Below are 16,598 nucleotides of genomic sequence, written 5' to 3'. Positions count from 1 at the left end.
TGAACTGCGTAGCGGTGTGAGGCAAACTGCCGTTGTGTTTTACACGACTTCCAGCGTCAGCTCAGCAGGTTTGTAAATTGCCTGAATGTTGCTGTCTGCAGTGATATCTTCAGCCAGATACATAATGTCCTGGGCCGTCATCAATTCTGGCATGCTGGCGGTATAAGTCAGCGGCTCGTCTTGTTGCAAGTCTTTCATGGGGCGTCCTTTAGTTCTGTTTATGTATACTTGTATTAACGTCATCAGGTTTCCATTCTTGAATTAATTTGTTCATGCGATCATTTAAATCTATGTTAATGGTCTTGTATGACGCTTTAATGAACCAATCCAGATTTTATAAGGGCTGTCGGCCGGTTTGGCTTAAAATATTGGCAGGGTTGAACAACAAAAAGGAGTCGGATACATGCGTGCGAGTCGGTTTATGTGGGTTGTGTTGATGGCCATGCTGGCGGCGGTGGGGTATTGGTATTGGCAATCGCTGCAGTTGCCAGCGTCTGCACCTGCGCAAAGTGCGCTGGCTCATACTATCAATGAGTGTGATTTGATTGCCAGTAAGGCAGCGGCCGCGTTACCAGAGCAACTGCCCTTCCAGAAGCTGGAAAAAGCGGCTAGACAGTCACGCGTGTTGGAACATTGCATGCAAGACCGGGGCTATCAGGAAAATCCTGACTGGGTGGTTGCCGCGAACAAGCAGGCGAAAGCGATGGCCTCTGCCCAAGGAATTTCAGACAGCGAAGCCTATGAGACATTGCGCCGTAAAGCCATGTTGCAGTCAGACCAGCAACCGGGCTACTGGCGCAAACGGCCTTGAGGCATCAGCGCTTTTGACCTAGGTAGTCGGTTTTGCCCAGTGGCACCCCAAGATGGCGCAAAATGTTGTATGCCGTGGTGACATGAAAATAGACATTGGGCATGACCCATTTTTCGAGATAATCCAAGCCGGTGAAGGTCAGATCCACTTTACGTATGGTTAACACCACTTCTTTATGCTCGGCGCCTTCCAGCTGTGAAGGCTTGATGGCTTCGAGAAACGCGACTGTCTTGGCGATTCTGGCGTAGAGCTGTTCAAAACTCGCTTCATCATCCGCATATTGCGGAATGTCTATGCCTGCCAGTCGTCCACCCGCCCCTTTACTCATGTCGCTCACCAGTTGCACCTGTTTGGTTAATGGGTACATGTCCACATACAAACGGCTATTCAGTAGCACTTCTGGTGCGACTTTTTTCTGTTCTGCATAGGCTTCCCCTTGCCGCAGAATGTGCTCGAGATTTTGCAGGTTACGAATCAGCGGGGCGATACTGGCATCATAAAGTTGCATGTGGAATACGCTTTCAATAGTCATGACGCCGATATTGTAGCGCCTCTGCAATGTGCTTATCCAGAATGTATTCGGCCTGGGCCAGGTCAGCAATGGTTCTTGCGACCTTGAGGATGCGGTGATAGCTGCGGGCAGACAGTGAAAACTTTTGCACCGCCATTTGCAGTAAGTGATTCGCCTGCTCACCCAATTGGCAATGGGTGGAAATTTCGAGCGCACCCAAGGCTGCATTCGGTTTCTGTTGGCGGGTCAGTTGACGCTCTCGCGCCTGAATCACGCGTGCACGAATGGCCGCACTCTGTTCACCATGATGGTCATGTGACAACTCTTCTGGTTTTAGTGCTGGTACATCAATATTCATGTCTATCCTGTCCAGCAGCGGGCCGGAAAGTTTGTTTTTATAGCGCAGAATTTGCTCAGGCGTACAGCGGCAGCGTTGGTTATAGTGCCCGTAATAGCCACATGGACAAGGATTCATCGCTGCAAGCAATTGAAACTGGGCCGGGAAAGTTGCCTGTCTGGCTGCCCGAGAAATGGTGATATTGCCACTTTCCAGCGGCTCGCGGAGCACCTCCAGCACTTTCCTGTCGAACTCAGGCAGCTCATCCAAAAATAATACGCCGTGATGGGCGAGGCTGATTTCTCCGGGTCTGGGCACACTGCCGCCACCCACCAGTGCCACGGCAGAGGCGGTGTGATGTGGCGCCCTGAATGGCCGCTTTTTCCACTGGCTGGCCGGAAACTGGCCGGTCAGTGACAAAATTGCCGCACTTTCCAGCGCTTCCTGCGTAGTCATGTCCGGCAAAATGCTATTAAATCGGTTCGCCAGCATGCTTTTGCCTGTGCCTGGCGGGCCGCTCATCAATAAACTATGTTGACCCGCCGCGGCAATTTCCAGGGCGCGCTTGGCGCGTAATTGACCTTTGACTTCGAGGTAATCCGGAAAGCTTAACGAGGATTCTGACAGCACCAGCGGGTGAGGGGACAGCGATTGTTTGCCCGACAGATGGGCGCAGACTTCAAGCAAACTATTCGCGGCAAAAATGGAACAGCCCTCTACCAGGCTTGCCTCATGCGCACTCTCCTGGGGCAAAATCGCCGCCCTTTTGTGCGCCGGGCCCTGAATCAGTTGGTAAGTCATCGCCAGGGCGCCGCGTATCGGCCTTAACTCGCCTGTTAGTGCCAGCTCACCAGCGATGACATAGTTGGCCAGCGCTTGTTTAGGTAATTGCCCGGAGGCTGCCAGAATCCCAAGCGCAATCGGTAAATCGTAACGGCCACCCTCTTTGGGCAGATCTGCCGGTGCCAGATTGACTGTAATCCGCCGCGCCGGGAATTCAAACTGTGCGGTTTGAATCGCGGCCCTAACCCGGTCTTTGCTCTCTTTCACTTCGGTTTCTGGCAGCCCGACGATAGTGAAGCTGGGCAGGCCATTGGCGAGATGCACTTCTACCACCACTTCTGGTGCATCCATCCCACTCAGGGCCCGACTGTATAACACGGCCAAACTCATGTAGCACTCCCGCACCAAAGAATGCTAACAATTGTAAATTAAATTTTACTTTATGGCGGCGTTGGCTTGTTCTAGCTGGCTGATTTTTTCTTCAAGCTGTTTTAATTGTTGCTGCGTGCGTGCCAGCAATGCGGCCTGAATATCAAATTCCTCGCGCGAAACAAGTTCCATTTTGGGGAGCATGCCCTGAATTAGTGCATGCAAGTTGGTTTCAAGCTCTGAAATGGGGCTTGAATCAATTAGTTGTTTGATTTTAAAAGATAATTCTTTAATTTTTTCATTTGAAAATAGCATGGCAGGCTCTCCTTAGGGTCACATTCTAGCATGTAAGGCCCTCCAAAAAAGGGGTGTAAATGGTTGATTTTTATGTGTTTTCAATTAAAAACATGTTGTTGTGCTGCTAATGTAAGTATTTAATTTAAGCATTTTAATTAAGATATTGATTTTTAATGTTTATATGGGTTGGCACGTGCCTTGCTTTTAGGTCAATGTTGTTTCATTCTCGTTTACAACAATTTGATCAAGATTTTCACAGAGAGAGGACCTATAAATGCGTCAATCTATTTTGCTCACAGCAGTATTGAGTGCAATGTCATTTGCACAAGTTTCATACGCAGCTGAAGAAGCCAAGGAAGAAGCCAAATCTGACTGGACTGCCACTGGTAACATCGGTGTGGTATCTGACTACTACTTCCGTGGTATTTCACAATCCTGGCATAAGCCAACCGTGCAAGGCGGTATGGATATTACGCATTCCAGCGGTTTCTATACTGGCCTTTGGGGTTCTGGTGTAACACCAAATACTTATCCTGATGCCACTACTGAAATTGATATCTATGCCGGTTATAACGGTACGATTCCAACCGTAGAGAAATTAGGCTACACCGTTGGTATTTACGGCTACCTGTATCCAGGTGGCTCATGGAAAAAATACAGAGGCTCTACTACACTTGATAGTAATGGTAACCCAGACCCAAACAGACCTTTGACGCCAGGGGGTGGGCGTTGGGATACTTACGAAGCAAACGTTGGTATTTCTTATGACTGGATCAGTGCAAAACTGTCATACACTCTGACCGATTGGTTTGGTGCAGATAAGTCTACTGGTTGGAACGGCAGTACTAAGGGTTCAACTTATATTGAGCTGAACGCTGCTTATCCATTGCCATGGTGGGATTTGACATTGATTGCCCACGTTGGACGTTTGGATGTGGCTGGTAAACTGGACACACAGTTCACTACCGATGGAGGTGCAAACTTCCCTAGTAGCTCACTTTCAGGCGCAACTAATCCAGACTACACAGACTGGAAAATCGGCTTAAGCAAAGCATTCAAAATCGGTGCAACAGAAGGCTGGAATGCAGGTGTGTACTGGATTGAGTCTGATAACTCACGCTACTGGGGTTACAGAGGCTACGGCGGCTCAAGCTTTAATGGTAAAGGCACTAACGGCGCAGTGGAAAGCAAAAACCTGAATGATGGCCGTTTGGTTTTAACATTAGGCCGTACATTCTAAGTAAGCAAGTTTTAGATCTGGCGGGCATGTGCCTGCCAGAGTTAACAACGGGAGAAGCAAATGAAATTTGTATCCGCAATAATCAAGCCATTCAAGCTTGATGAGGTGCGTGAGGCTTTGTCCAATATCGGCGTACAAGGCATCACTGTCACTGAAGTCAAAGGATTTGGCCGTCAAAAAGGGCACACTGAGTTGTATCGTGGTGCTGAATATGTCGTAGATTTTTTGCCTAAAGTTAAACTCGAAGTTGCGATCAAAGATGACATGCTGGATCAGGTCGTAGACGCGATTGAAAAAGCAGCCGCAACAGGCAAAATCGGCGATGGCAAAGTCTTTGTCTTCGATTTGGAACAAGTTTACCGTATACGTACCGGCGAAACCGGTCCGGATGCGCTATAAGAAAGGGCTTCTGTTATGAAGAAAATTCTTTCCATATTATCGCTGGTCGCCGTGATGGGTCTGGCGGCAAGCCCAGTCAGTTATGCAGAAGAAACTGTGACCGAAACTATCACAGTGCAAGAAACCGTTTCTACTGATGCGGCACCTGCGGCCGAAGCGCCTGCAGCGGCCGAAGCTGCCCCTGCTGCTGAAGCAGCACCAGCCCCGACGCTGGATGTGGGTAATACCGCGTTTATGATTGTTGCCACTGTGCTGGTGATTTTGATGACGATTCCTGGCCTGGCTTTGTTCTATGGCGGTTTGGTGCGTCAGAAAAACATGCTGTCAGTGCTGATGCAAGTGTTTGTTGTCTTCTCTATGATTTCTGTATTGTGGGCTGCGTATGGTTACAGCATGGCTTTCAGCGAAGGTAACATGATTGTCGGTGGATTAAGCAAGGCGTTTCTGGCGGGTATTACACCAGAAAGCCTCTCAGGCACCATTCCAGAATACGTGTTTTTGACCTTCCAGCTGACATTTGCTGCCATTACACCGGGGTTGATTGTTGGTGGTTTTGCTGAGCGTATGAAGTTCTCTGCTGTATTGTTGTTCACGGCATTGTGGGTGACTTTTGCCTACATCCCAATCGCACACATGGTATGGGGTGGTGGTTACCTGGCAGAGCTGGGTGCCAAAGACTTTGCTGGTGGTACTGTCGTACATATCAACGCTGGTATCGCTGCCTTGATTGGTGCCATCATGTTGGGCAAACGTATTGGTTACGGTAAAGAAGCCATGCCTCCGCACAACCTGGTGATGACCATGATTGGTGCTTCCTTGCTGTGGGTAGGTTGGTTTGGCTTTAACGTCGGTAGTGAACTGGCTGCTGATGGCATTGCCGGTATGGTGCTGATCAATACACAATTGGCAACAGGTTCTGCTGTATTGGGCTGGATTTTTGCTGAATGGTTGTTCAGAGGTAAGCCAAGCATGCTGGGTGCCGCTTCTGGTGCAGTCGCTGGTCTGGTTGCCATTACCCCTGCTTGCGGCTTTATCGGCCCGATGGGTTCTATCATCCTTGGCTTCACTGCCAGCTTTGTCAGCCTGTGGGGTGTGACCAAACTGAAAGGTGCGCTGGGCTACGATGACTCACTGGATGTGTTCGGTGTGCACGGCTTGGCCGGTATCTGGGGTGCGGTGGGCACTGGCGTATTGATGTCACCAGGTTTGGGTGGTGTTGGTTACGCAGAAGGTGTGACGATGGGTGGTCAGGTCTCTACTCAGATCATCGCAGTGGTAGTGACATTGATCTGGACAGGTATTGTGAGCGTCATTCTTTACAAAGTGGTAGATGCGGTTGTCGGTCTGCGCGTGAGTGAAGAGTATGAGCGCGAAGGTCTGGACACGACTGAACATGGTGAACGTGCTTACAGCTTGTAATCGTTGTGTGGTATAAAGAAACGGCTCTAGTTAGAGCCGTTTTTTTTTGGGAACTAATATAAACGGTTGTTATCCATTTACAGGGCCTAGTTAACAACAATTCTTATTATGGCAAACATTCATACAACATCTCTCAGCCCTTTTCAAAGAGTCGTCAAATTACTCTCATTTGAAAAACAGGACATTTTGCTGCTGTTTTATTTAACTGCGGCTTACGGTGTGCTGGGTATCGCGACTCCTGTTGCCGTGCAGGCGATGGTGAATATCGTCACCATGGGCGGCGTATTGCAGCCGCTGTACGTAGTGGGGTTTATCCTGTTTTGTTTGCTGGCGTTGTCTGGTGCGATTTATGCGATTGAGAGTTTTCTGGTTGAGATGATCCAGCGACGGCTTTTTGTACGGTATAGCTTACAGATTGCGCAAAATACCGGGCAAATTCATATTTCTGTGTATGACAAATTCAATCCGGTAGAACTGGTGAATCGTTATTTTGATATTCAAACCGTGCAGAAATCGATGGCGACTTTGCTCACGGTTGGCTTGACCGCCTTGTTGCAAGGCATCATCGGCAGCATTGTGCTGCTTTTTTATAGTCTGTATTTTGGCATTTTGGTGATCCTCATGCTGATTGTGTTGTGGGTGATTATTTTTGGCTTGGGTAAACAGGCTGAAGAGACATCGATCAAAGAGTCTAAAGCCAAATATGAAATGGCGGCCTGGCTGGAAACCATTGCCCGCAATAAATGGCTCTCAAAGTTTTATGGTGCGACTCAGCGCAACACGGCGAATACCGCGCAGCTTGCAGAAGGCTATCTGCAAGTCAGGACCAAGCACTTTAAAGTACTCATGATGCAACTGATAGGCGCGGTGGGCCTCTATGCCTTGATTGGTACGGGCATGCTGATATTAGGCGGGACACTGGTGATTAAAGGCCAGATCAATCTGGGCCAGTTTGTTGCCGCAGAGCTGATTATTTTTGGGGTGCTTTCTGCGTTTGTGCGATTTGTGACCAAGCTGGAGTATTTCTATGATCTGCTTGCGGCGGTCGATAAACTTGGTGTGCTGGAAACCTTGCCTGTAGAGCGCTCTGGGGAGCATCAGTCAGGTCAGGAAGGCTACACTACCCTGAAGGTGCATCAGCTGACTTTTCAACACGCGGATCAAGCTGCTTTGGTCAGCAACCTGAGTTTTCACTTGCAACGTGGTGAGAGCCTGGCGTTGATCGGTGGCTTAGGCAGCGGTAAAACGACGTTGCTGGAGCTGATCACCGGTATGAGGCAGCCGCTGCAAGGACATGTCAGCTACAACGACATTGATGTGCGCCAGCTTGACCTGGCACATTTGCGTGACCGGATTGGCGTGGCGAACAAAGTCGAGTGGCAGCATGGCTCTATTCTGGATAATCTGAGGTTGCAACGGCCAGAGGTGACACTTGATCAGGTGATTGAGTTACTGCAGGTGCTTGGGTTGTGGCAAGAAATCAGCAAGCTGCCCAATGGGGTAGAAACAGTCTTGACTGACTTTGGCGCACCGATGACGCATACACAGTTACAACGGTTAATGCTTGCCCGTGCGATGCTGGGTCAACCGGATGTATTAATCATTGATGGCCTGCTGGATCAGCTGGCGCAACATGAGCTGGATCAGGTGCTGATGTTGCTTAAGCGTCATCAGCAGGACTGGATGGTGTTGATCACCACGCGATATCAGCATATCGCCCAGCAATGCAAGCAAGTCATTCATCTGCAAAGCCAAGCGGCGACAGACGTGGCAGGAGGTCAGCATGAGTAATACGGTTGAAAGTATGCTGACACAAAGCGTACAAACCCCTGAGCATTTAAGGGTTTGGATCAAACGCATGGCCTGGCTGCTCGTTGTGCTGCCCCTTGCTTTTTTGCCTCTGCCATGGCAACAAAACGTGACCGCGCTAGGCAAGGTCACGGCCTATTCTCCTTCCGAGCGGGTGCAAACCGTCGATGCCCCCGTGAGCGGGCTCATCCAGCACTGGTATGTGCAAGAAGGCTCGCAAGTGAAGCAAGGCGATGTATTGCTGGAAATCAGCGATACTGATCCTAACTTCAGGCAGCGCCTGCAAGCGCAGCGCGATAACCTGGAGGACAAACTCGCTTCCAAGCAAAGCGAGTTATCAGCTTACTCGGTGCAGCGTGACAACCTGGCCGCCGGCCGTGATGCCAAAATCACAGCCGCCCAATACAAGTTGGATGTCGCTAACCAAAAAATTCTCAGTGCACGTGAAGCGGTGAACTCTGCTCAAGCAACGCTGGATGCTGCCACGATGCAGGTCAAGCGTATGCAACGCCTACTGGGCGATGGCCTGGTTTCCAAGCGAGACACCGAAGTGGCTGAGCGTGACCATACGATTGCCAGCCGAAACTTGAATAGCGTGCAGGCTCAACTGCAATCGGCTATGGCCGAGGCGCAGTCGGCACAGGCAGAAATTCGGCAGGTGCGTGCCGATACGCAAGCATATCTGGATTCGGTCACGGCCAATATCAACAAAATCAAAGGCGAGGTCTCAGATGCTGAAAACAGCCTGCACAGCTCCGAGATTTCACTGGCGCGGCAAAACATGCAGAAAATCATCGCGCCCCGCGATGGCACGATTTTCCGTTTACCGGTCAATTCACAATCCCAGATAATCAAGCAAGGTGATCCATTGCTGATTATTGTGCCACATACCTCTCAGCGTGCCGTGGAGTTATGGGTTGATGGCCGTGATGCGCCACTGATTACTCGCGACAGTGTTGTGCGTCTCGAATTTGAGGGGTGGCCTGCGATTCAGGTGCCTGGCTGGGCGCAAGTCGGTGTGGGCACTTTTGAGGGCAAAATTGCTTTCGTTGACCCGACTGACAATGGCACCGGGCATTTCCGTATCATGGTGATCCATAAAGAAGGCACGCCGCAATGGCCAGAAGCCCGCTTTTTGCGTCAGGGTATCAGTGCCAAGGGTTGGGTATTGTTGGAGAAAGTGACGATAGGCTATGAATTGTGGCGCCTGCTCAATGGCTTCCCGCCCAGAATCCCGCATGAGCCTGCACCGCTCAATCTGCCTGCTGGCGTTGGGGCAAGTAAATGAAGCGTGGTGTGCAAATACCGGTTTTGACTAGGCTGTTTGGTCTGGCCAGTATGCTATTGGCCACAGTTGTCGGTGCGGATGAGTCATTGAGTGACAGCCGGGCGCGCCAGCGATTGCAGAACACAGAAGGCCGCGGCCTGGAGCCATATGCCAAGGGCAAGGGTGTGCCGCTGCATGATGCGGTCAAACAACAGCAGCAACAACGCAATAAGCCGGTAGTGATAGACCTGAAAAGTGCGCTGCAACCGTTTGACTCGCCAGAAACTGCAAATATGCTCAGTAATGCACCCAAGCAAGGGCCGCAACTGAGTATTGCGGATGTGCGGCAGAAGGCGTTGCAAAACAATCTTAATCTGCAAGTGGCCAAAATCGACCCGACCATTGCTGCGCAATCGTTGCGTGAAGAGCAGGCCAAGTTTGACCAGGTCATTTTTGCCTACGCCAAATATGGCCAGAAAGACTTGCCTGCGATGGCGGGTGACAAAGTGATTCTAAAGTCTGATAACCCTGCGCTGGATAGCGAGCTGGTCAAACTGAATCCGGCAGCCCAAAACAAGGAGTTTTGGGAGTTGGAAACGGGCATCAAAGTGCCGTTAAGAACGGGTGGTAGCGTTACCCTGAGTGCGCCACTGGAAAACTACCAGAGCAAGGGCAGTCTGGCCAGTGACCAATACCGCAGTGCTTTGCGCTTCTCCTTTAGCCAGCCGTTGTTGCGTAATGCCGGGCGACAGGTGAACGAGGCCAGCATCCGCATTGCAGCACTTGATCAGGATAGCGCCCAGCTCAGAACGCGGTTGCAAAGCATTCGTATAGTCACCATGGTGGATAAAGCCTACTGGGATTTATACGAGGCTTGGGCGGCCCTGGATGTGCGCCGCAACCAGTACGAATATGCAAGCCAAAATCTGGCCATGGTCAAACGCCGCGTGCAGGAGGGTCTCACCGCCGCGATTGAAGTCAACCGTGCTGAAATTGGTGTCGCGGATCGCATGGAAGCGCTGATTATTGCCGAAACCAACCTCAAGCTGGCACAGCGCCAGTTACAGTTCCTGCTCAACGAACTGCCGGAGCAAGGCATGACTAGTTTGCCGTGGGTACCTTCTACCACGCCCAATCTGGTAAAGTTTGAGTTTGACCGTGAAAAACTGCTCAAAGATGCGTTGGATAGCCGCATCGAGCTACTCGATCAGGAGCTCAAACTGAGCGCAGATCAATTACAAATTGATTATCTGCAAAATCAGACCCTGCCGATGTTTACGCTGGATTACCAATACGGCGCCCTGTCCAGTTCTGCCAACCGGGCAGGCAATATCGGTCAGGATTTGCTGAATGGCCAATACAATGACTGGTCCGTGGGCCTGAAGTTTGAAATGCCAGTGAGCAATGAAGCGCGCAAAGCCAAGCTGGATAAAGCCATTGCCCAGCGTATGCAGCGCTTGACTAACAAAACGCTGCAAGCGCTGACCGTCAAACGCGAAATTCACGACGCCTTGGATAAGCTTGAGCAAAACTGGCAGCGCATCCTCGCGGCACGCCAGCAGGTGATGATCGCCGGCTATAACTACGAAGCCGAACTCAAGCAGTTTAATGAAGGCTTGCGTACCATGACCGAAGTGCTGGAAACACTGACGCGGCTAGGCGAGGCGCAAATCAAGGAAATTCGCGCCATTAATGACTATCAGATTGCCCTGATAGACCTGACCTTTGCCACTGGAACGGTGTTGGGCTATACGCAGATTAGCATGCAGTAAGGTAGCCTCGGATGATGTGCAACGCAGATGAGGCTACTTGATCAAATCTGTGCACTAGTGATTTAAGAAGCGGTGCGGATGCCTGGATCAGAAAAACTCAGGCGTTTATTCAGGTTTTTCTCGGGGTTCTCTGAGGACAAGCATCAAAGTGATCGCACACTTTAGATTCTTGTTGCGATGGGATTGGCTATCAGAAGAAAACACGCATTGTTTACTGTGCAGGCATGCCTCCCTACGCAACGATTTTCTATGCTGCCTAACAACCTGGCCAGTAACGCTTATCCTTCATAAAACACGGCTAGTCAGAGGGTCTCTCTGTTTGGCTAGGACCATTTCACCCTGTGTTTAGCGGTAATATTCAAACAATCTCCAGCTTTCAGGCTGAGGATGCCTTCTTCAAATGCCCGTTCTCCTTCACCTTGCAAGAGCAATAACCACGCAGCTTGCGCTTGGTCATCCTTGAAGTCCGCTGGCGATGAATGCCCCTTGAAGACGATGCGTTCAATATGCAGTTGAGGTGAGGAGAGCAGCACTTGAAGGCATTCCTCAGGCAAGAGCACGGGAATCTCTGCAACCAGGTTGAGTTGTTAAATGAGGGATGTCACGCGCAGTCGAGCTGCGGCAATCTTATTATTCAGTCAGGATCGGTTTCAGCAGCGCTTCCACCTGCGCCAGCGTCATCCGGTGTATTCCCGCCTTTTCCCCGTGTTTACGCGGGGCGGTACGCAGGTCGTCGGCTTCAAAAATACTGATGCGTTGCGTACCGTACCGGGTTTCTACCAGTACCACCGGCACCCGTTTGCGTAGCAATTCGTGCTTTTGTTTGCTCGGACGGTCTGACATGCGGTAGTGCTGTTCGTCTAGGCGGTAGGGGATATTCTGGTTAAGCAGGTAGATTTCCAGTTCTTTGTCGCTCTCGGCAAAGACATGGATTTCGGTATCGGCATGGGGCCCGGCGGTGCCTTCCATGACGGCGCCAGTCAGATAGGGCTGGAATTTCTGCAATAGCCGCATGGTATGCAGCGCGGCCTGCCGCAGTTCCAGCAGGTGAGCGGCATCGCTTTCATCTGCGTAAAGCGCGTGATATTCACGCAAGGCCGCATCAATTTCGCCGTTGGTCGGCAAGGGTGCATCTTGCGTGATGCCCATGGCTTTGATGGCTTTGCGTTTGGCGCGCGCATAGTCACTGATGCCTTCTTCAAACATCAGGCGCGCGGCAGATTGGGCAATTTCTTGCCTCAAGTCACTCGTAAAATCATCAAACATACTTTAGGCTTTTCGTAGATTGATTGCTAATTCGGGCTCAGCAGCTTGGCTGCCGGATTGGCTGGCAGTTTTCTATCCTCATTGTTGCCACTGTGTTCGCCGATCAGGCGCTCCAAAAAGGAGGGCTCTTCCTCTTCGGGCGCATGTTCACCCTCCGGGTCAAACAAGCCAGGCAGTGTTTCGGGTTTGGATTGTGGCAAGTGCTCTTCATAAAAATACTCATAAATGCCCGCATCGTCTTCGCTGATCTGCGCTCCGGTGTAAGCATCTACTTTCAATTGCAAGACGCCCTCAGGCACTTTGTATTGATAAATCGGCTGACCTGACAGGGTTTGCTGCATATAGCGTATCCAGATAGGTAAAGCTGCGCGGCCACCGGTTTCGCCTCGGCCCAGGTTGTGCGGGTTGTCATAACCCACCCACGCGACTGCCACCTCTTTTGGGTGGTAGCCAGCAAACCAGGCATCAAACTGGTCGTTGGTGGTGCCAGTTTTACCGGCAATGTCGGGGCGGCGCAATGACAGTGCTGCGCGCGCAGTCCCATCTCTCACCACGTCTTGTAGCATGGTGGTAATGATGAAAGCGTTGCGCTGGTCAATCACCCGCTCGGCGGAGACATGTTTGCCTGGTTGCACGGCCTGAATCACCTTGCCGCGGCTGTCCGTGATCTTTTCGATCAGGTAAGGATGCACCTGATAGCCACTATTGGCAAAGGTGGCATACGCGGCCGTCAGCTGCCAGACCGTGGTTGAGCCCGCGCCCAAGGCGGTAGACAAATAGGCCGGGTGATCCTTGGGGTCGAAGCCAAATTTGCGCAGGTAGTTTTGGGCATAACGCGCGCCAATCGCATTCATAAGCCGGATTGAAATGGTGTTTTTGGATTGCGCCAGTGCTTCACGCAAACGCATCGGGCCAGCATATTTTTCATCGTAGTTGCGCGGCTCCCAGCTACTGTTGCTGCCTGTCTCGGTGGAGGTGAAACTGATCGGTGCGTCTTCAAACACACTGGCAGGGGAATAGCCTTTTTCAAGCGCGGCAGAATAAATAAATGGTTTAAAGCTGGAGCCGGGTTGACGGCGACCCTGGGTGACATGGTTATATTTGTTGCGCTGGAAACTGAAGCCACCGATCAGCGCTTGTACCTGTCCGGTTTCAGGATTGAGTGCCATAAAGCCACTTTCCACTTCTGGCAGTTGTACTACCGACCATTCTTCACCATTTTGATACACGCGAATGACCGCGCCCGGCTTGAGTGACAAGGGTGTGGGTTTGGCGGGCGGCATATGGTTTTTGACCAGTAGCAATGATTTGTCTTGCAGTTTGAGCACCTGGCCGCGCTTGGTGACCAAAGTGAGCAGGTTGGGTTCAACCTTGGTGACCAAGGCGGGCACAAATTGGTTGTAAGTGACAAAATCACGCAATAAATCAGCGGCTTCCGACGCCCTGAGTGTTGCCGGTAATGGCAACATTTGCTCTGCGCCGCGGAACCCGTGCCGCAACTCAAAATTGATGATGCCTTGAATCATGGCCGTATTGGCAGCAGCCTGGTGTTTGCTATTGATAGTGGTGTAAACACGCAGCCCGCTGGTATACGCCTTCTCACCATAGCGTTTATACAAGCTTGCCCTGACGATCTCGGCCACGTATTCCCCGCCCAGTGCCTGGATCTGGCGTCTGGATGACTGGAATTTAAGCGGTGCCTTTAATGCTTCTTCATAGGCTTGATCAGAGATCATGCCATAGCGGTGCATGTCGCGGAGTACTTCGTGCTGACGGTTAATGGCGTAGTCAGGATGAATGTAGGGATCGTATTTGCTCGGTGCTTTGGGCAAGCCTGCCAGTAGCGCGGCTTCGGCCAGGTTCAGTTGTTTCAAGTCTTTGTCATAATAGGTTTTGGCGGCGGTCGCAAAACCATAGGCGCGCTCACCGAGGTAAATCTGGTTGAGATAGAGCTCCAGAATCTTGTCTTTGCTAATGGCATGTTCAATTTTGATCGCCAGCAAGGCCTCTTTAATCTTGGTCCATAGATTGCGTGGCGTATCTGGATTACTGAAAAAGTTTTTAGCCACCTGCATGGTGATGGTGCTGGCGCCTTCGTGCCCGCGCCCGGTCAGGTTGTTGCGAATCGCCCGCAAAATGCCTGTGGTATCAATGCCGTTGTGCTGGTAAAAGCGACGGTCTTCAATCGCCAGAATGGCGTCTTTCATGACTTTGGGCGTTTGTTCAATCGGTACGAATGCGCGGCGTTCCTGACCAAATTCAGCCATCAAGCCGCCATCGGCGTCATAGACCCGTAGGGGCAATTTGGGATGGTAATCCGTCAGTGCATCAATCGAAGGCAGGGAAGGATAGAGGATGCTGATCATCAATACCAGCAAGGCTGCGACGATCAAACTGCCAGTAATGAAGAGGAAAAGAAGGGACTGCAACCAGGTTCTTGAATTCATGCGTCTTGCTGCCATCGAGAGAATTACCTATGAATTGTAATCTTTTTTTGCTGATTCATAGGCAGTTAATTATGGAATCATGCAAATAATCAGGAATTCCCTGACTCGCAAAAATACATGTAAGCCATTGTTTACCCACTCGAATGCATGAGTTGGCATGGATGATGCATAGCAAGTCGGGCATGTAACTATTTATGAAGGGCAATACCGTTGAGTCTGGGCTTTTTACAGCGCAAAAAAACCAGTTTTATTGGTGTGGATGTCAGTGCAACCGCCGTCAAGATGGTGGAGCTTAGTGCCATTGGCAAGCAGCAATTCCGGCTGGATGGCTATGCCAATGTCACGTTGCCTAAAGGCGCAATCAGTGACGGCAATATCAATGATCTCACCCAGGTGGCTGAGAGCATGCGTGCCGCCTGGCGATTGCTGGGTTCGCGTGCGCGTCAGGTAGTCTTGGCCCTGCCAACTGCGGCGGTGATTTCCAAGCGCGTGATTATGCCTGCCGGATTGCGCGAAGAAGACATGGAGCTGCAAGTCGAGTCTGAGGCAAATCAGTACATCCCGTTCCCGCTCGACGAAATGAATCTGGACTTTCAGATCTTGGGCCCGATGGGGAAAAGCACCGATGAAGTGGAGGTGCTGATTGTGGCGGCCAAGAAAGAAAAAATCGATGACCGGGTGGCCGTGGCTGAAGAAGCCGGGCTCAAGGTGCAGATCATGGATGTTGAGGCCTATGCGACAGAAACGGCTTACCGTCAGATTTTGAGACATTTGCCTGATCACAGTAAAAAAACTGTGACCATGATTCTGGATATCGGTGCCTTTGTTACCCATATCAATGTGATGGTAGGCACACACTCCGTCTATGCACGAGAGCAAGCCTTTGGTGGGGCGACCTTGTCGCAAGAGATTCAGCGCCGGTTTGGCTTGTCGCCTGAAGAAAGCGAAATCGCCAAGCGTCAAGGCGGATTGCCAGCTTCTTATGCGCAGGAAGTGTTGCAGCCGTTTTTACAAAATCTGGCGGCCGAGGCTGCCAGAGCCGTTTCATTTTTCACTAACTCCACCCAATACAACAAAGTTGATCATCTGTTGTTGGCCGGTGGCGTGGCCGCAACCGATGGCTTGGCGGCACTCATTGAAGAAAAAACCGGCGTGCATAGTTTGGTGGCGAATGCTTTTCAGGGCATGGCGCTGGCCAGCAAGATTAAACCTTCCCAGCTTGAGACCGATGCCCCAGCCCTCATGATTGCCTGTGGTCTAGCGTTACGCGGGGTGGACGCATGATTAAAGTCAATTTGTTGCCGCATCGTCAGATCCGGCGTGCCGAGCGTCAACGTGAGTTTGGCTTGATGGCGGCATTGGTGGCCGTCGCCGCCGCAGCCATTTTATTTGTGAGCTGGAGCTATATCCACAGCAAAATCCAGGCACAGCAAGCACGGAATCAGCGGCTGCAAGACGAAATGGCAAGGCTGGATAACGAAATTGCCAATATTGGCAAACTGAAGGACCAGATCAAGCATGTTTTGGAGCGCAAGCAGATTGTTGAGGGCTTGCAAAGTGACCGTAACCAGGCGGTGCTCATTTTGGATGAATTGGCCAGACAGCAACCCGAAGGTGTCTATCTCAAGAGCGTAAAACAGCTTGAGGATGAAATTGAGCTCAAAGGTGTGGCCGATACCAATGCCCGAGTGGCGACGCTGGTGCATAACCTGGCTAGCTCAACCATTATGCACAGCCCTAACCTGGTTGAAATCAAAGCCATCACAAACGCACAAGCAATCAAGGAGTATGAGTTTGTCTTGCGCGTGACCTTGAAGCGGGATGCTCCCCCTACGGCGGACAAGCAAACCCCAGTGCCGGCTAAAGGATGA

The 16,598-nt window shown here is 51.0% G+C and carries 16 protein-coding genes; 9 read left to right on the top strand and 7 right to left on the bottom strand.

Annotated features, from left to right (window positions below; all coding sequences use genetic code 11):
- Window positions 1-39: 39 nt before the first annotated feature.
- Window positions 40-198: a hypothetical protein gene (locus AACH41_RS13955; RefSeq protein ID WP_194749004.1), complete on the bottom strand. Its 159-nt coding sequence runs from the start codon at window positions 196-198 to the stop codon at window positions 40-42.
- Window positions 199-403: 205 nt separating this feature from the next.
- On the opposite strand from AACH41_RS13955, the gene AACH41_RS13950 reads away from it, so the two are divergent.
- Window positions 404-811: a hypothetical protein gene (locus tag AACH41_RS13950; protein ID WP_338655820.1), complete on the top strand. Its 408-nt coding sequence runs from the start codon at window positions 404-406 to the stop codon at window positions 809-811.
- 4 nt (window positions 812-815) lie between these two features.
- On the opposite strand, the gene AACH41_RS13945 is transcribed toward AACH41_RS13950, so the two are convergent.
- The 3 genes from AACH41_RS13945 to AACH41_RS13935 are packed head-to-tail and all read right to left on the bottom strand — an operon-like array spanning window position 816 to window position 3,126.
- Window positions 816-1,319 carry a DUF1993 domain-containing protein gene (locus AACH41_RS13945; RefSeq protein ID WP_338655819.1) on the bottom strand — a complete coding sequence of 168 codons (504 nt, stop codon included), beginning with the start codon at window positions 1,317-1,319 and terminating at the stop codon, window positions 816-818.
- A 13-nt stretch (window positions 1,320-1,332) separates the two neighbouring features.
- On the bottom strand, window positions 1,333-2,832 hold the full coding sequence (locus AACH41_RS13940; RefSeq protein WP_338655818.1) for a YifB family Mg chelatase-like AAA ATPase: 1,500 nt from the start codon (window positions 2,830-2,832) through the stop codon (window positions 1,333-1,335).
- Window positions 2,833-2,877: 45 nt separating this feature from the next.
- Entirely contained in the window at window positions 2,878-3,126 is a 249-nt protein-coding gene (locus AACH41_RS13935) for an accessory factor UbiK family protein (protein WP_338655816.1), read from the bottom strand.
- A 256-nt stretch (window positions 3,127-3,382) separates the two neighbouring features.
- Here AACH41_RS13935 and AACH41_RS13930 point away from each other — a divergent pair, with 256 nt between their 5' ends.
- From AACH41_RS13930 to AACH41_RS13905, 6 genes are all read left to right on the top strand, one after another.
- Window positions 3,383-4,348: a TorF family putative porin gene (locus tag AACH41_RS13930; protein ID WP_338655814.1), complete on the top strand. Its 966-nt coding sequence runs from the start codon at window positions 3,383-3,385 to the stop codon at window positions 4,346-4,348.
- 60 nt (window positions 4,349-4,408) lie between these two features.
- Complete coding sequence (gene glnK / locus AACH41_RS13925; protein ID WP_018986930.1) at window positions 4,409-4,747, top strand: P-II family nitrogen regulator; 339 nt, start codon at window positions 4,409-4,411, stop codon at window positions 4,745-4,747.
- A 15-nt stretch (window positions 4,748-4,762) separates the two neighbouring features.
- Window positions 4,763-6,166, top strand: coding sequence for an ammonium transporter (gene amt / locus AACH41_RS13920; protein WP_338655807.1), 1,404 nt, complete (start codon window positions 4,763-4,765; stop codon window positions 6,164-6,166).
- A gap of 186 nt (window positions 6,167-6,352) precedes the next feature.
- Window positions 6,353-7,957 carry an ATP-binding cassette domain-containing protein gene (locus tag AACH41_RS13915; RefSeq protein WP_228518862.1) on the top strand — a complete coding sequence of 535 codons (1,605 nt, stop codon included), beginning with the start codon at window positions 6,353-6,355 and terminating at the stop codon, window positions 7,955-7,957.
- Window positions 7,950-9,263 carry an HlyD family secretion protein gene (locus tag AACH41_RS13910; RefSeq protein ID WP_313984843.1) on the top strand — a complete coding sequence of 438 codons (1,314 nt, stop codon included), beginning with the start codon at window positions 7,950-7,952 and terminating at the stop codon, window positions 9,261-9,263. The genes AACH41_RS13915 and AACH41_RS13910 overlap by 8 nt, the downstream gene beginning before the upstream one ends.
- On the top strand, window positions 9,260-11,014 hold the full coding sequence (locus AACH41_RS13905) for a TolC family protein (RefSeq protein ID WP_338655802.1): 1,755 nt from the start codon (window positions 9,260-9,262) through the stop codon (window positions 11,012-11,014). The genes AACH41_RS13910 and AACH41_RS13905 overlap by 4 nt, the downstream gene beginning before the upstream one ends.
- Window positions 11,015-11,337: 323 nt before the next feature.
- Here the strand turns inward: AACH41_RS13905 and AACH41_RS13900 are convergent, their stop codons facing one another.
- From AACH41_RS13900 to AACH41_RS13890, 3 genes are all read right to left on the bottom strand, one after another.
- A complete protein-coding gene (locus tag AACH41_RS13900; protein WP_338655801.1) occupies window positions 11,338-11,574 on the bottom strand; it encodes a hypothetical protein in 237 nt (78 codons plus the stop codon).
- 70 nt (window positions 11,575-11,644) lie between these two features.
- Entirely contained in the window at window positions 11,645-12,280 is a 636-nt protein-coding gene (locus AACH41_RS13895) for a hypothetical protein (protein ID WP_338655800.1), read from the bottom strand.
- Window positions 12,281-12,306: 26 nt separating this feature from the next.
- Window positions 12,307-14,727, bottom strand: a complete 2,421-nt coding sequence (locus AACH41_RS13890; protein WP_275357970.1) for a PBP1A family penicillin-binding protein — start codon at window positions 14,725-14,727, stop codon at window positions 12,307-12,309.
- 210 nt (window positions 14,728-14,937) lie between these two features.
- Between AACH41_RS13890 and AACH41_RS13885 the strand changes: the two genes are divergently transcribed.
- The gene (locus AACH41_RS13885; protein ID WP_194748992.1) at window positions 14,938-16,011 is read left to right on the top strand and encodes a pilus assembly protein PilM; all 1,074 of its coding nucleotides are present in this window, start codon (window positions 14,938-14,940) and stop codon (window positions 16,009-16,011) included.
- A complete protein-coding gene (locus AACH41_RS13880; protein ID WP_338655797.1) occupies window positions 16,008-16,598 on the top strand; it encodes a PilN domain-containing protein in 591 nt (196 codons plus the stop codon). Before AACH41_RS13885 ends, AACH41_RS13880 begins: the two co-directional genes overlap by 4 nt.

Source organism: Methylophilus sp. DW102, assembly GCF_037076555.1.
GTDB lineage: Bacteria > Pseudomonadota > Gammaproteobacteria > Burkholderiales > Methylophilaceae > Methylophilus > Methylophilus glucosoxydans.
The sequence above is the reverse complement of the archived record's forward strand: the minus strand, read 5'-3'. Positions and strand labels throughout refer to the sequence as shown.

What these genes read in the sequence shown, in the direction of transcription:
- AACH41_RS13940 (WP_338655818.1), bottom strand. Translation starts at nt 2,832, where the DNA reads ATGAGTTTGGCCGTGTTATACAGTCGGGCCCTGAGTGGGATGGATGCA.
- AACH41_RS13910 (WP_313984843.1), top strand. Translation starts at nt 7,950, where the DNA reads ATGAGTAATACGGTTGAAAGTATGCTGACACAAAGCGTACAAACCCCT.
- AACH41_RS13890 (WP_275357970.1), bottom strand. Translation starts at nt 14,727, where the DNA reads ATGAATTCAAGAACCTGGTTGCAGTCCCTTCTTTTCCTCTTCATTACT.
- glnK (WP_018986930.1), top strand. Translation starts at nt 4,409, where the DNA reads ATGAAATTTGTATCCGCAATAATCAAGCCATTCAAGCTTGATGAGGTG.
- AACH41_RS13895 (WP_338655800.1), bottom strand. Translation starts at nt 12,280, where the DNA reads ATGTTTGATGATTTTACGAGTGACTTGAGGCAAGAAATTGCCCAATCT.
- AACH41_RS13945 (WP_338655819.1), bottom strand. Translation starts at nt 1,319, where the DNA reads ATGCAACTTTATGATGCCAGTATCGCCCCGCTGATTCGTAACCTGCAA.
- AACH41_RS13935 (WP_338655816.1), bottom strand. Translation starts at nt 3,126, where the DNA reads ATGCTATTTTCAAATGAAAAAATTAAAGAATTATCTTTTAAAATCAAA.
- AACH41_RS13955 (WP_194749004.1), bottom strand. Translation starts at nt 198, where the DNA reads ATGAAAGACTTGCAACAAGACGAGCCGCTGACTTATACCGCCAGCATG.
- AACH41_RS13880 (WP_338655797.1), top strand. Translation starts at nt 16,008, where the DNA reads ATGATTAAAGTCAATTTGTTGCCGCATCGTCAGATCCGGCGTGCCGAG.
- AACH41_RS13950 (WP_338655820.1), top strand. Translation starts at nt 404, where the DNA reads ATGCGTGCGAGTCGGTTTATGTGGGTTGTGTTGATGGCCATGCTGGCG.
- AACH41_RS13930 (WP_338655814.1), top strand. Translation starts at nt 3,383, where the DNA reads ATGCGTCAATCTATTTTGCTCACAGCAGTATTGAGTGCAATGTCATTT.
- amt (WP_338655807.1), top strand. Translation starts at nt 4,763, where the DNA reads ATGAAGAAAATTCTTTCCATATTATCGCTGGTCGCCGTGATGGGTCTG.
- AACH41_RS13905 (WP_338655802.1), top strand. Translation starts at nt 9,260, where the DNA reads ATGAAGCGTGGTGTGCAAATACCGGTTTTGACTAGGCTGTTTGGTCTG.